13 protein-coding genes are annotated in these 13,356 nt (G+C 73.2%); 9 read left to right on the top strand and 4 right to left on the bottom strand.

Features of this window, described 5'->3' with window-relative positions; genetic code table 11:
- Positions 1–14 precede the first annotated feature (14 nt).
- Positions 15–1,382: an acetamidase/formamidase family protein gene (locus tag CXH06_RS10950; protein WP_114855224.1), complete on the bottom strand. Its 1,368-nt coding sequence runs from the start codon at positions 1,380–1,382 to the stop codon at positions 15–17.
- Positions 1,383–1,675: 293 nt separating this feature from the next.
- On the opposite strand from CXH06_RS10950, the gene CXH06_RS10955 reads away from it, so the two are divergent.
- The 4 genes from CXH06_RS10955 (at position 1,676) to ffh (ending at position 7,424) form a co-directional block, all read left to right on the top strand.
- Complete coding sequence (locus CXH06_RS10955; protein ID WP_114855225.1) at positions 1,676–3,049, top strand: ammonium transporter; 1,374 nt, start codon at positions 1,676–1,678, stop codon at positions 3,047–3,049.
- The gene (locus tag CXH06_RS10960; RefSeq protein ID WP_114855226.1) at positions 3,046–3,384 is read left to right on the top strand and encodes a P-II family nitrogen regulator; all 339 of its coding nucleotides are present in this window, start codon (positions 3,046–3,048) and stop codon (positions 3,382–3,384) included. Before CXH06_RS10955 ends, CXH06_RS10960 begins: the two co-directional genes overlap by 4 nt.
- The gene (locus tag CXH06_RS10965; protein ID WP_114855227.1) at positions 3,374–5,728 is read left to right on the top strand and encodes an HD domain-containing protein; all 2,355 of its coding nucleotides are present in this window, start codon (positions 3,374–3,376) and stop codon (positions 5,726–5,728) included. Before CXH06_RS10960 ends, CXH06_RS10965 begins: the two co-directional genes overlap by 11 nt.
- A gap of 106 nt (positions 5,729–5,834) precedes the next feature.
- Positions 5,835–7,424, top strand: coding sequence for a signal recognition particle protein (ffh, locus tag CXH06_RS10970; protein WP_114855228.1), 1,590 nt, complete (start codon positions 5,835–5,837; stop codon positions 7,422–7,424).
- A 66-nt stretch (positions 7,425–7,490) separates the two neighbouring features.
- Here ffh and CXH06_RS10975 read toward each other — a convergent pair whose 3' ends face one another.
- From CXH06_RS10975 to CXH06_RS10985, 3 genes are read right to left on the bottom strand one after another with little or no spacing between them, the layout of a single operon-like run.
- Positions 7,491–8,234: a hypothetical protein gene (locus tag CXH06_RS10975; RefSeq protein ID WP_114855229.1), complete on the bottom strand. Its 744-nt coding sequence runs from the start codon at positions 8,232–8,234 to the stop codon at positions 7,491–7,493.
- Positions 8,231–9,172 carry an ABC transporter ATP-binding protein gene (locus tag CXH06_RS10980; RefSeq protein ID WP_114855230.1) on the bottom strand — a complete coding sequence of 314 codons (942 nt, stop codon included), beginning with the start codon at positions 9,170–9,172 and terminating at the stop codon, positions 8,231–8,233. The genes CXH06_RS10975 and CXH06_RS10980 overlap by 4 nt, the downstream gene beginning before the upstream one ends.
- Positions 9,169–9,567 carry a GntR family transcriptional regulator gene (locus CXH06_RS10985; protein ID WP_114855231.1) on the bottom strand — a complete coding sequence of 133 codons (399 nt, stop codon included), beginning with the start codon at positions 9,565–9,567 and terminating at the stop codon, positions 9,169–9,171. Before CXH06_RS10985 ends, CXH06_RS10980 begins: the two co-directional genes overlap by 4 nt.
- Before the next feature lie 126 nt (positions 9,568–9,693).
- Here CXH06_RS10985 and CXH06_RS10990 point away from each other — a divergent pair, with 126 nt between their 5' ends.
- From CXH06_RS10990 to rimM, 5 genes are all read left to right on the top strand, one after another.
- On the top strand, positions 9,694–10,851 hold the full coding sequence (locus tag CXH06_RS10990) for an amidohydrolase family protein (protein WP_232820311.1): 1,158 nt from the start codon (positions 9,694–9,696) through the stop codon (positions 10,849–10,851).
- A gap of 206 nt (positions 10,852–11,057) precedes the next feature.
- The gene (rpsP, locus tag CXH06_RS10995) at positions 11,058–11,519 is read left to right on the top strand and encodes a 30S ribosomal protein S16 (RefSeq protein ID WP_114855233.1); all 462 of its coding nucleotides are present in this window, start codon (positions 11,058–11,060) and stop codon (positions 11,517–11,519) included.
- Between the two features lies 1 nt (position 11,520).
- Positions 11,521–11,763 carry a KH domain-containing protein gene (locus tag CXH06_RS11000; protein ID WP_114855234.1) on the top strand — a complete coding sequence of 81 codons (243 nt, stop codon included), beginning with the start codon at positions 11,521–11,523 and terminating at the stop codon, positions 11,761–11,763.
- A gap of 1 nt (position 11,764) precedes the next feature.
- Positions 11,765–12,772, top strand: coding sequence for a hypothetical protein (locus tag CXH06_RS11005; protein ID WP_232820312.1), 1,008 nt, complete (start codon positions 11,765–11,767; stop codon positions 12,770–12,772).
- The gene (gene rimM / locus CXH06_RS11010) at positions 12,769–13,356 is read left to right on the top strand and encodes a ribosome maturation factor RimM (protein WP_114855235.1); all 588 of its coding nucleotides are present in this window, start codon (positions 12,769–12,771) and stop codon (positions 13,354–13,356) included. The genes CXH06_RS11005 and rimM overlap by 4 nt, the downstream gene beginning before the upstream one ends.

The following is a 13,356-nucleotide window of genomic DNA, read 5'->3' on the forward strand; positions in this document are numbered from 1 at the left end:
AGGCCGTCCGCGGTTCAGGAGAAGTGCGCCTTCGGGATCACGCCGTGCACCCCGACCGTGCGGTCCACCACCTGCGAGATGGTGAAGTCCGCGGCGGCGGAGAGATAGGCGTAGGCGGTGGGGCGGTCCATGCCCCGGTCCTGCTCGAGGAAGTCGAGGGCGTTGACCACCGCCGTCCGCATCGCGACGTCGAGGTCGCCGACCTGGCCGTCCACGCTGCCGTCGGGGTCGGAGAGGCCGATCGGGATCCAGGCGTCCGCGGTCTCCGCGAAGGGGTACCGATGGGCGAGGGAGGGGGCATCGCCCGCGCCGGCCTTGCACACCGTGAGCCGGAAGGTGCCGCGCAGGGAGCCCTCCATCGCGGTGAGCGCGACCTCCCCGTCGCCCATCGCGTGGTGGGGATCGCCCACGTAGAACAGGGCGCCCTCGGCCTGCACGGGCAGGTAGAAGGTCGATCCCTCGCCGAGCAGCCGGATGTCGATGTTCCCGCCGCCCAGGGTCGGCGGGACGGAGTGGGCGGAGGGATCGGTGGGATCGGTCGCCGTCGAGTGCGCCACGCCCATCATCCCCATGAACGGACGCAGCGGGAAGCGGACCTCCCCGGCGCCGGCGCCGAAGGACATCACGCCCGCGCCGTCCTCGATGGAGGTGAAGGTCGAGACGTTGCCCCAGGCCGTCGGATCGGTGTCCTGCCGGGCATCGGTCGCCACCGGCGGCATCACCTGGTCGATGGTGATCCCGGCCGGGGCGGCGCCGTCCGCGGTGGCGGCCAGGGATCCCTTCCCGTGCCGGCTCGAGACCACGCCGTAGGGCACGCGCGGGGTCGCCTCCAGGGTCTCGATCCTCAGCACGTCCCCCGGCTCGGCGGACTCCACGAAGATCGGGCCGGTGACGACGTGGGGGCCGTCGAGGGCGAAGTCCCGGGGCGTGCGGTCGTACTCGGCGGCGACGGCGACGGCGTCCTCGAGCACGGCGGACGCCTCGACGCCGTGCTCGCCGAAGTAGGCCAGCGGGTCCCGTCCCTGGTCCTCGAGGATCCCCTCGTGGGAGACGGTGTCGATCGTGACCGTCTCGCCCGAGGCGACCTGCAGCACGGGCGTGGTGTGCACGGTGGGGACGTAACCCCACAGGACGTCACCGGGCTCCGAGGGCAGGTAGTGATCGCCGGTGATCTCCCCGGTCCCGGGCTGCAGGATCTCCGGGGCGGCGGCCGAGGTGGGCTGATCGGCCGGGGCGGGGGAGGACGTGCAGGCGGACAGCAGCCCCGCCCCGGCTCCCAGGGCGGCGGTGGCGCGGAGCAGCCCGCGGCGGCCGACCCCTCGTTCCACCAGCGTCGCGGCGTGCGCGGCGAAGGTGTCGGTCAGCGGGGATCTCGTGGTCATCGGTGGTGCCTCCTGCACGGGACGGCCCGGGAGCCCCGGGCCGGTGATCTCCGGCCGCTGCGCTGGGACCGTCTGGGAACCTCCCAGGTCCCCGACGGTAGGAGCGGCGGACCGCGCCGGTCCTCCCGCGTCCCGCGGAGCGGCCGCTTCGGTCACGGTCAGGTCACGGCGGGCTCCGAGGGTGGGCGATCACCGCGCTCCCGCCCACCATGTGGGGCACGGCCTGCCAGGCCGCACGGGTCCGGGACGGCAGCAGCCCTTCCGGAGCCGGCCCTCCTCCACCAGGAGCCGACATGGACTTCACCCTCGACACGGGGGCGACCGCCTGGATCCTCATCAGCGCGTCGCTCGTGCTGCTCATGACCCCCGCTCTCGCCCTCTTCTACGGCGGCATGGTGCGCGCACGCACCGTCCTGAACATGATGCTGATGTCCTTCAGCGCCATCGCCGTGGTCGCCGTCGCGTGGACCGTCTTCGGGTACTCGATCGCCTTCGGGACCGATATCGGCGGGATCCTCGGCAACCCGCTGGACCATGTCGGACTGGCCGGCACGGACGACCAGTCCCTGCTGGGCGACAGCGGCGTGCCGTTCCTGGTCGCCGCCGGCTTCCAGATGACCTTCGCGATCATCTCCACCGCGATCATCTCCGGCGCCATCGCGGACCGTGTCAAGCTCGGCACCTGGCTGGTCTTCGCCGTCGTGTGGGTGCTCGTGGTCTACTCGCCGCTCGCGCACATGGTCTGGGGCGGCGGCCTCCTCGGCGGCGACGGGCCCTTCGCCGCGATCGCCGAGCCGGTCGACTTCGCCGGCGGCACCGTGGTCCACATCAACGCCGGTGTCGCCGGCCTCGTGCTCGCGATCGTCGTCGGCGCCCGCAAGGGCTTCGGCAGGGAGCCGATGAAGCCGCACAACCTGCCGCTGGTCATGCTCGGCGCCGCGCTGCTGTGGTTCGGCTGGTTCGGCTTCAACGCCGGCTCCGCCGGCACGGCCGACGGCACCGCGGGCCTGGCCTGGGTCAACACCACCGTGGCGACCGCCGGCGCGATGCTCGGCTGGGCGCTCGTGGAGAAGATCCGCGACCAGCACGTCACCTCCCTCGGCGCCGCCTCCGGCGTCGTCGCGGGCCTGGTCGCGATCACCCCGGCCGCGGCCGCGCTGACCCCGCTCACCGCGATCGTGCTGGGCCTGGCCGCCGGCGCGGCTTGCGCCCTGGCCGTCGGCCTCAAGTACCGCTTCGGCATCGACGACTCCCTCGACGTGGTCGGCGTCCACCTGGTCGGCGGTCTCGTCGGCACGATCGGCATCGGCGTCCTCGCCGCCGAGGGCGGCCTGCTCCTGGGCGGCGGAGCGAACCTGCTGCTGGTCCAGATCCTCGTCGCCCTGGTCGCGATGGTCTTCTCCGCGGTGCTCACCGCTGTGATCGCCCTCGCGCTCAAGGCCCTCATGGGCTGGAGGATCCCCGAGGCCGACGAGCGCGCCGGCATCGACATCACCCAGCACGCGGAGTCCGGATACGATCTCGTCGGTGCCCTGGCCTCCCGCCGGGACCGGGGGAGCGCGCCCACCGTCCACCCGACCCCGGACCCCGGGGACGTGGGGGAGCCGCGCAACGCCGCCCCCGCCTCGGTCACCGCCGGCACGTCCACCTCAGGAGAGACCCGATGAAGCTCGTCACCGCGATCATCCAGCCCCATGCCCTGCAGGCGGTGACCGATGCGCTGCGCGAGTACGGGGTCTCCGGGATCACCGTCACCGAGGTCGCCGGCTACGGACGCCAGGGCGGGCACACCGAGGTCTACCGCGGTGCCGAGTACACCATCGACACCATCCCCAAGATCCGGGTCGAGGTGCTCGCCGAGGAGATCGACGAGAGCGCGATCATCGATCTGATCCTCGCCGCCTCCCGCACCGGTCGCATCGGGGACGGCAAGATCTGGACCGTCGACGTCGGCACCGTGGTGCGGGTCCGCACCGGGGAACGGGGGGCGGATGCCCTCTGAGGCGCTCTCCTCCCGTCGGATCACCCAGGTGCTCCACGAGGGATTCGCCGACGCCGCCGCCGGTCCCTCCCGCCGCCTCGCCCAGTCCGACCTCGTCGACGACTGGCTCCGGGGACTGTGGGAGCGGGCCGGCGCCCCGGCATCCGAGGGATCCGGAGCGGCGCTGGCCGCGATCGGCTCCCTGGGAAGGCGCTCCCTCGGCCCCGGCAGCGACCTCGACCTGGTGCTGCTGCTGGACCCGGTGCGGGTCTCCGCGGAGGAGTCCGCGCGCCTCGCCAGCGCGCTGTGGTACCCGATCTGGGACTCCGGCACCTCCCTGGACCATGCCGTGCGCAGCCCCGAGGAGTGCGAGAGCGTCGCCGCCGCGGACCTGCGCGCCGCGATCTCCCTGCTGGATCTCCGCGTGGTCGCGGGGGACGCGCAGCTGGTCGCGGACACCTCGGCGCGGGTGCGCGCCCAGTGGCGGCGCGAGGCCCGCCGACGGGTGGGGGAGCTGGTCGACCTCGCCACCGACCGCGGTCGCCACCACGGCTCCCTCGCCCATTCCACCGAGCCGAACCTCAAGTCCGACCGCGGCGGGCTGAGGGACATCACCGTCATCCGGGCGCTCGCCGAGAGCTGGCTGGCCGACCACGACCACGCGGTCGTCGACGACGCCTCCCGCGTCCTGCGCGATGCGCGCGATGCGCTGCAGGCCGTGACCGGCTCCTCCGGCACCCGCCTGGGCCGCGCCGACCAGGACGCCGTCGCGGCCCTCACCGGCCACGCCACGGCCGATGACCACCATGCCGTCCTCGCCGAGGCGGCCCGTGCCGTCACCTGGGAGCTGCATCGCGCCGTGCGGGCCGCGGAGGCGGCGATCGCCCCCGGCGGCGCCGGCACCCGCGGCCTGGGCACGGACCGTCGTCCCGCGCTGACCCGCGTGGGCCACGGCGTGCTCGTGCAGAGCGGGGAGGTGTCCGTCGACCCCGCCGGCCGCGACCTGCTGCGGGACGTGGCCGCGGTCCGTCACGCCGCCACCTCGGGGCTCCCGCTCGCCGATGCGACGCTCGAGCGCCTCGCCCGCGCTCCCGTCGGCCCCTTCCTGCCCGCCCAGCGGGACGTGCTGGTCGACGCCCTGGCGGGGGAGCATCTGGCCGACACCTACGAGGCCCTCGACGTCAAGGGGATCTTCGCCCGCTGGGTGCCCGGCTGGGCGGAGATCCGCAATCGCCCCCAGCGCTCGGCGGTGCACCGCTTCACCGTGGATCGTCACCAGGTGGAGACCGTGATCGAGGCGCAGCGCTTCCTGCCGCGCGTGGGACGCCCGGACCTGCTGCTGGTCACCGCGCTGCTGCACGACATCGGCAAGCGGCCCGACGCCCGGGACCACGCGATCGAGGGGGCGCCGCTGGCGGAGGCCGCCGCGCGCCATCTCGGCTTCGACCAGGCCGACGTCCGCACCATCGGGATCCTCGTGCGCGAGCATCTGACGCTGGTGAGCCTGGCCACCGGTCGCGATCTCGCCGACCCGGCGACCCTGCGCGAGCTGCTGACGGCCGTCGACGAGGATCCCGAGACCCTCGAGCTGCTGCGAGCCCTCACCGAGGCCGATGCGGTCGCCGCCGGTCCCGCCGCCTGGTCCACCTGGCGAGCGGATCTCGTCGACCACCTCACCGACCTGGCGCGCGATGCGCTCAGCGGCACGGTCTCCGCTCCGCGCACCCTGCTGACCCCGCAGCGCTCGGTGCAGGACGCGGTGCTCGCGGCCGTCCGGCGCAGCGGCAGCGCCCAGGTGCTGTATCCCGCGCACCTGGACGCCGAGCCCATCTCCCAGATCTGCGTGGGCGCTCCCGACGGCGACGGGGTGTTCGCCGCCATGGCCCGCGTGCTGGTCCGGCTCCGCCTGGACGTGCACTCCGCCGTGGTGGTGACCATGGAGGGGATCGCGGTGAACACCTGGTGGGTGGCCGGGGCGCCCTCGGACCTCCCGCACCCCTCGGTGCTGCGCTCCGCGCTGGACCGGGAGCTCGCGCACCGCGACCGTCCCGACGCCCGGGTGCTCGAGCTGCCGCCGGCCCCGCCGCCGCGCACCACCGAGGACACCCCGGTGGTGACGCTGCTGCCCGGCGCCTCCCGCGAGGCGACCGTCGTGCAGGTCAACGCCCGCAACCGCCCCAGCCTGCTGGCGGACGTCGCCGAGGTGATCACCGTGCACCGGCTCCAGGTGCGCAGCGCCCACGTGATGACGCTCGGCCGGCGTGCGGTCGACGTGCTGTACCTGACCGATCAGCACGGCCGGGCCCTGGACCCGCCGACCGTGGGCCGGATCGTCGCCGCGCTGATGGACGCCGCCGCCACCTGAGCGGCGCCGTGGCGGGTCTCTCCTGTGGCGCGGACCGCGCTTCGTGGGGTGACGCCGCCCGGCCCACTACACTGATGCGGTCCATACGACCAAGGGGAAGCGCTTCGTGTTCAACAACCTCTCCGATCGCATCACAGCGTCGCTGAAGGGTCTGCGCGGCCACGGCCGCCTCACCGAAGCGGACGTCGACAAGACGATCCGCGAGATCCGCCGAGCCCTGCTCGACGCCGACGTCGCCGTCTCGGTGGTGCGCGACTTCACCGGTCGCGTCCGCGAGCGAGCCCTCGGCGAGGAGGTCTCCAAGGCCCTCAACCCCGCCCAGCAGGTCGTCAAGATCGTCAACGACGAGCTGGTCGAGGTGCTCGGCGGCGCCACCGGCGAGCTGCAGTGGGCGAAGAACCCGCCCACGGTCATCATGCTGGCCGGCCTCCAGGGCGCCGGCAAGACCACCCTCGCGGGCAAGCTCGCGCAGTGGATGCGGTCCGAGGGGCACACGCCGCTGCTGGTCGCCTCCGACCTCCAGCGCCCGAACGCGGTGAACCAGCTGCAGATCGTCGGCGAGCGCGCCGGGGTGCCGGTCTACGCGCCGGAGCCGGGCAACGGCGTGGGCGATCCGGTGAAGGTGGCGCTGAACGGCGTCTCCACCGCGCAGTTCCAGCAGCACGACGTGGTCATCGTCGACACCGCCGGGCGCCTCGGCATCGACGAGGAGATGATGCAGCAGGCGCGGGACATCCGCGATGCCGTGAATCCCCACGAGACCCTGTTCGTGGTCGACGCGATGATCGGCCAGGACGCCGCGCGCGTGGCCGAGGCCTTCCGCGACGGGGTGGGCTTCACCGGCGTGGTGCTCTCCAAGCTCGACGGCGACGCCCGCGGCGGCGCCGCGCTCTCGATCACCGGTGTCACCCAGCGCCCCATCCTCTTCGCCTCCACCGGCGAGGCGCTCGAGGACTTCGAGCGCTTCCACCCGGACCGCATGGCCAACCGCATCCTCGACATGGGCGATGTGCTCACCCTCATCGAGCAGGCGGAGAAGGCCTTCGATCAGGAGGAGGCCGAGAAGGCCGCCGCCAAGCTGGCCTCCGGCGAGGACTTCACCCTCGACGACTTCCTCAACCAGATGCAGCAGCTCAAGAACATGGGCAGCATCAAGAAGATGCTCGGCATGCTGCCGAACATGGGGCAGTACCGCGAGGCGCTCGACAACTTCGACGAGTCCGAGATCAATCGCATCGAGGCGATCATCCGCTCGATGACTCCCGAGGAGCGCAGCACCCCCAAGATCATCAACGGCTCGCGCCGCAGCCGCATCGCCAAGGGGTCCGGCACCACCGTCCAGCAGATCAACCAGCTGCTCGAGCGGTTCAAGCAGGCCCAGCAGATGATGAAGACCATGGGTCGCGGCATGGCCGACGGCGGGGGAGGGATGCCGGGCATGCCCGGTGGTCCCGGCATGGGCATGGGCAAGAAGTCCCGCGGCAAGCAGGCGCCGAAGAAGCAGGTCAAGAAGTCGAAGTCGAAGAATCCGGCGAAGGCCGCGCGCGAGCAGGCCGAGGCCGCCCGCAAGGCCGCCGCCGGCGAGGGCGGCGGCTCGGCCTTCGGCGGGGGCGGCACGACCTCGACCGGCGACCTCGCCGACATCGACCCCTCGCAGCTCCCGCCCGAGATGCAGAAGCTCCTCGGCGGCAAGTGATCGGCACGGAGCGGCCGCCGGGACGTCGCCGTCCCCGCGGCCGCTCCGTGCCGTCGGCGTCCTGGGTCAGACCGACATGCGGCGCAGGGTGAGAGAGGAGCCGACGGCGAGCACGGCGGCCAGAAGCAGCCCGCACACGGAGACGCCGACCGGGCCGGCCTCGACGAACCACCGGGCGACGGCACCCCATGCCTGCGCCGCGGTGACGAGGGCGATCAGACCCACCCCGATCAGCGCGACGCCGATCGCGACGGCTGCGGCGACCATCGGGCCGAAGCGCCGCACCACCGTCATGAACCAGAAGCCGATGACGAAGAAGAGCATCGTCAGGGTGAAGTACGCCAGGCCCGCGCCCAGCGTCCCCTGCGTCCAGAGCGCGGGCAGGTAGGCGAAGTAGCCGTCCATCCCGTACCCGTCGGTCGCCCGCTCGAGGAGCCCCAGCGCCACGAAGACCGCGGTGAGGCCGAGGGCGCTGACGGCGGCCGCCGCCAGGGTGCCGACGAAGAACTCCCGCCGCGTCAGACTCATGGCCTGGGAGAACGGGAAGGTCAGCGTCATCGCCTGCCCGCCGATCACGGCGAAGTACCACACCGGCGCCTGGGACGCGCCCGAGTACATCGGGCCCGAGCCTCCGTTCGCGGCCACGATGAGGTAGACGAGGAGATTGAGCAGCCACGCGCCGAGGAGCACGATCAGCGGGATCCAGAGGAAGGTCTGGCGGTTGATGAACTGCAGGCGGACCACGTCGAGGGTGCGCCGGGCGGTGGAGGGGGAGGGCCCGGCCCACCGGGTGGGGGAGGCGGTGGTCATCGGATCGTCCTTTCGACGGCGGCGTCGGGGCGGGGGCTCGCAGCGGATCCCGCCCTCCCGGCGCCGGGGGAGGAATGCTGGGTCAGGCGCACCACGAGCTGCTGCAGGGAGACCGGGGAGAGATCCAGTCCGGCCTCGGCGACCTGTCGGCGTTCGCGGTCATCGAGAGTGCCCAGGACGGTCACCGCGGTGACGCGCCCGAGGCTCTCGCGGTGGATGACCTCGCGCCCGCCGATCAGCGGCTCGACGGCGGCGGCATCGCCCACGATGCCGGTGGCCAGGCCGCGGGCCTCGTCCGTCGTGGCATCGAGGAGGATCGACCCCTCCTCGATGACCAGCACGCGTTCGACGAGGTCGGAGATCTCGTCGATGAGATGGCTCGAGAGCAGGACGGTGCGGGGATGCTCGGCGTAGTCGGCGAGCAGGTGGTCGTAGAACAGCTGCCGGGCCACGGCGTCCAGGCCGAGATAGGGCTCGTCGAAGACCGTGACCTCCGCCCGGGAGGCGAGGCCGATGATCACCCCGACGGCGGAGAGCTGGCCGCGCGAGAGCTTCTTGACGGTCCGCCGCAGAGGCAGGCGGAAGTCCTCGACCAGACGATCGGCGAGCGCCTGGTCCCAGCGGGGGAAGAACAGGCGCGCGGCGCGGAGGGCGTGGCGCGCGGTGGCGTCGTCGGGGTACTTCTGGTTCTCCCGGACGAAGCACAGGCGACTGAGCACCCGGGCGTTCTCGAAGGGATCCTCGCCGAACACCCGGACCGTGCCCGAGGTGGGAAGGCTCTGCGCGGTCAGGAGGGACATGGCGGTGGTCTTCCCGGCGCCGTTGCGGCCCAGGATCCCGTAGATGGTGTCGGCCTCGATGTCGAAGCTGACGGCATCCAGCGCGGTGGTGCGCCGATAGCGCTTGGTCAGCTCGCGGGCCTCGATCACGGCGGTCATGGTGACTCCTCGGGGAGACGACGGGTGGGCGGCTCGGCGCCGGCGGCGCGCTCGCGGACCAGGAGGGCGACGTCCTCGCCGTCCAGGTCGAGGCGGCGGGCCTCGGCCAGGAGGGGGTCGACGAAGTGCTCGGCGAGGGCGGTCCGCCGCTCCTGGCGCAGCTGCTCGCGCGCGCCGGGAGAGACGAACATGCCCAGGCCGCGCCGCTTGTGCAGCACGCCCCGGTCCACGAGACGCCCCAGGCCCTTCGCGGCGGTCGCCGGGTTGATGCGGTAGAAGGCGGAGAGCTCGTTGGAGGACGGCGCCCGGGCCCCTTCGGGGAGGCTGCCGTCCACGATCGACTCCTCGACCTTCTGGGCGATCTGCAGGAAGAGGGGCTGGTCTCCGGCGAGCACGGCGCCTCCTGGGATCGCTCGAGGAGCCGGTCGGCTCCGTGGTTCATTACTCCACTAATGAACCACGGAGCCTCACCGGTGTCAAGGGGTCGACCCCTCGGCGCGTGGTCGCGCTACGCTCGAGAGGTGGAGACGACGACGGACGCCGAGGCCCTCCTCGGCGAGGGCCCCGTGCTTCATCTGCGCGGACCGATCCTGCTGGGGCCCGAGGAGGAGCTCGCCGAGGCGTGGGTCGCGGGCGGGCGGATCCATCACGAGCGGCCGGATCTCCCCGCAGGCGCCGAGGTGCTCGAGGTCGACGGGTTCGTCACCCCGGGCCTCGCGGACCTGCACTGCCACATCGGCATCGGGGACGGCGGGGGCGGCACGAACCTCGCCGAGGCCCGCGCGCAGGCGATCACCGACCGTGACACCGGTGTGCTGCTGATCCGCGACGCCGGATCGATCATCGACACCCGCGCCCTCCAGGACCATGCCCCGGGTGCGCCGGGACATCGTCTGCCCCGGCTGATCCGCTGCGGACGCCACCTCGCCCGCACCCGGCGCTACCTGCGCGGCTACGCCCACGAGCTCGAGCCGGACCGGCTCGGCGAGGCCGTCCGCATCGAGGCGGAGCGCTCCGACGGCTGGGTCAAGCTGGTGGGGGACTGGATCGACCGTGCGGCGGGCGACCTCGCCCCGACCTGGTCGGGCGGGGACTTCGCCGCCGCCGCCGAGGCCGCCCACGCCGCCGGGGCGCGGATCACCACCCACACCTTCGACGAGGAGACCCTGCCGCTGGTCCTGGACGCCGGCTTCGACTGCCTCGAGCACGCGACCGGGCTCACCGACGAGACCATCGCGCGGGCCGCCGCGGCCCGCGTGCCGGTGGTGACCACGCTGGTCAACGTCGACCATTTCTCCGAGTACGCCGCGCAGGGAGAGCGGAAGTTCCCCGCCTACGCCGCGCACATGCGCCGCCTGCGCGAGGGTCGCTTCGCGCGCACCCGCAGCGCGCTCGAGGCCGGGGTGCCCCTGCTGGCGGGCACCGATGCGGGCGGGGTCCTGGGCCACGGCATCATCCACGACGAGCTGGACGAGCTCGCCCGTGCCGGTCTCGACGGCACGCAGATCCTCACCGCCGCGAGCTGGGCTCCCCGTCAGTTCCTCGGCGTCCCCGGTCTCGAGGACGGCGCTCCGGCGGATCTGCTGGTCACGGCCGCGGACCCGCGGAGGGACCATCGAGTGCTCCGGGAGCTGCGGGCCGTGGTGCTGCGCGGTGAGCTCCTCCGTCCGGGCCGCTGAGGGGGGCAGTCCGGCCCGTCTGTGCCCCGCCGCACAGGCGGGCAGGTGGAACGCTCGCGGGGAGCCTGGCATAATCAGGTCTCGTATGTGCCCGGACCGGCCCTCTACCCGTCCGTGCACGACACCCCGAGAACCGTCAGCGCCCGCATCACCCCACAGGCTGCGGCGGGACTCACCCGAACATCATTGAAGGAGAGTCCACCCACGTGGCTGTCAAGATCCGTCTGAAGCGCATGGGCAAGATCCGTGCACCGTTCTACCGCATCGTCGTCGCCGATTCGCGCAAGAAGCGCGACGGTGCCGTGATCGAGGAGATCGGCAAGTACCACCCCACCGAGAACCCCTCGCTCATCGAGGTCCAGTCCGAGCGTGCGCTCTACTGGCTCGGTGTCGGCGCGCAGCCCACCGAGCAGGTCGCCGCGCTGCTGAAGGTCACCGGCGACTGGCAGAAGTTCACGGGCGAGGGCGAGGCCACCGGCAGCCTGAAGTCCGCCGAGGCGAAGAAGTCCGCCGAGGAGCTCATCGCCGACGCCGACAAGGCCGCCGCCGAGTCCCGCGAGGGTGCCAAGAAGGCCAAGACCGCCGAGGTCGAGCCCGGTTCCGAGGAGGCCCCGGCCGAGGGTGAGTCCGTCGAGGACGCCGACGCCGCGGCGACCGACGAGGCCTGAGATGAGCGCTCGCGCCGAAGCCCTCGACCACCTCGTCCGCGGCATCGTCGACGACCCCGAGGCCGTGCGCGTGACCGAGAAGTCCACGCGCCGGGGTCCGCTGCTCGAGGTCCGGGTCGGCGCCGCCGATCTGGGCCGGGTCATCGGTCGGTCCGGCCGCACCGCCCGTGCCCTGCGCACGGTCACCGCGGCCCTGTCGGATGACGACGTGCGCGTCGACATCGTCGACGTCGACCGGCGCTGAGGTGCTCGGAGCGATCCCTGGGAGCGGCGCCGCCGGAGAGACCGAGAGGTCCCGGCGGCGCCGCTCCCGGTTCGTCCCCCGGCGGGGACCGGGCCGTCGCCGCGCCCTGGGCGCCCTCGTCCCGGCCCTCGGCGGTGCGCTGCTGATCAGCGGCTGCACGGGCGCGCCGGCGGGCGGCGATCCCGAGCAGACCTCGGGCCAGGATCCAACGGCCGGGAAGGCGACGCCCACGGCCTCGGCCGAGGCCGATCCGGCGCTCGTCGCCGCCTGCGGCGAGTTCTGGGGAGACCCCCTGTACCAGGACCCCACCTCCCGCGTGGTCCTGGACCGCGCGGCCACGGCGCCCGACGCCGGACCGTCGGATCCCTTCTTCTACGCCATGACCGGGGACGACGTCGACCTCGTGTTCGAGGACGCCCCCGAGGACGCGCGCACCGCGGCGAGCACCCTCGCCGAGTGGTTCCGCACCGAGCCCGAGCGGGGCACCGAGGCGGACCTCGAGGCGTTCCGCAGCGCCTGGGACGGCCTGGCCGGAACCTGCCAGGGGGTCTCCGTCGCCGCGAGCTGGACCGTCGCTCCCGGCGCCGAGGGCACGAAGCCCGCGGCGCTGGTGTGCGCCGACGTCTTCGACACCCCCGGGACCCTGACCCACTTCGCCAATGCGAACGTGCTCACCTCGAACATGTTCAAGCTGGTGGGTCTGTCCGCCCAGCAGGTGCCCGGTGACCGCACGGAGGACGTGCGGGCCACCGACGAGCTGCTCGCCGCGGAGATCGCCGCGGTGGACGACCCCGCCGTGGGCGCCGCCCTGGAGCAGGTCCGCGCCCCCTTCCAGGACGCCCTCGCGGGCGACACCGCCTCGGACGGTCTGCAGCAGCCCCTGGACCAGCTCTCCACCGCCTGCGACGCGGCGGGCTACTCCGCGCCGGAGCTCGGCGAGGACGGCGGCGCCGTCGTCGGCGCGGGCGCCGCGCGCGGGAACCACACCGACCACGAAGGACTCACATGAGCACGCTCGACGTCATCGTCGCGACCATCGGGCGGGCCCACGGCCTGCGCGGGGAGGTCGCCCTGGTGCTGCGCACCGACCAGCCCGAGGAGCGGCTGCAGCACGGCACCGTCTTCGAGGTGGAGGTCGCCGGGCGCCCTCGCGCCCTGACCGTGCGCGGCACGCGCCTCCAGCAGGACCGCTGGTACGTCAGCTTCGAGGAGGTCCATGACCGCACGGACGCCGAGTCCCTGCGCGGCGCGGAGCTCGTCATCGAGGTCGACGCCGAGGAGGAGGCGGAGGAGGACCCCGACGCCTGGTACCTCGCCCAGCTGGAGGGCCTGCCCGTCCGGCACGTCGCGGACGGCCGCGAGCTCGGGACCGTCATCGGCATCGATCACTACCCGGCACAGGACCTGCTGGTCGTGCGCACCCCGGATCGTCGCCGAGTCCAGCTGCCGCTGGTCGAGCAGCTCGTCCCCGAGGTGGACCTGGAGGCCGGGGCCGTGCTCGCCGACCCGCCCGGCGGGCTGTTCGACGCCCTGCCGGAGGACGAGCAGGGCCCCGAGCCGGAGACCTCCGCCCCGCCGCGCACGGAGCGCTGA

It is taken from the genome of Brachybacterium sp. YJGR34 (assembly GCF_003347015.1).
GTDB lineage: Bacteria > Actinomycetota > Actinomycetes > Actinomycetales > Dermabacteraceae > Brachybacterium.

Coding starts and splice junctions, on each gene's coding strand:
- CXH06_RS10950 (WP_114855224.1), bottom strand. CDS start 1,382: ATGACCACGAGATCCCCGCTGACCGACACCTTCGCCGCGCACGCCGCG.
- CXH06_RS10955 (WP_114855225.1), top strand. CDS start 1,676: ATGGACTTCACCCTCGACACGGGGGCGACCGCCTGGATCCTCATCAGC.
- CXH06_RS10960 (WP_114855226.1), top strand. CDS start 3,046: ATGAAGCTCGTCACCGCGATCATCCAGCCCCATGCCCTGCAGGCGGTG.
- CXH06_RS10965 (WP_114855227.1), top strand. CDS start 3,374: ATGCCCTCTGAGGCGCTCTCCTCCCGTCGGATCACCCAGGTGCTCCAC.
- CXH06_RS10975 (WP_114855229.1), bottom strand. CDS start 8,234: ATGACCACCGCCTCCCCCACCCGGTGGGCCGGGCCCTCCCCCTCCACC.
- CXH06_RS10980 (WP_114855230.1), bottom strand. CDS start 9,172: ATGACCGCCGTGATCGAGGCCCGCGAGCTGACCAAGCGCTATCGGCGC.
- CXH06_RS11000 (WP_114855234.1), top strand. CDS start 11,521: ATGAGCGCTCGCGCCGAAGCCCTCGACCACCTCGTCCGCGGCATCGTC.
- rimM (WP_114855235.1), top strand. CDS start 12,769: ATGAGCACGCTCGACGTCATCGTCGCGACCATCGGGCGGGCCCACGGC.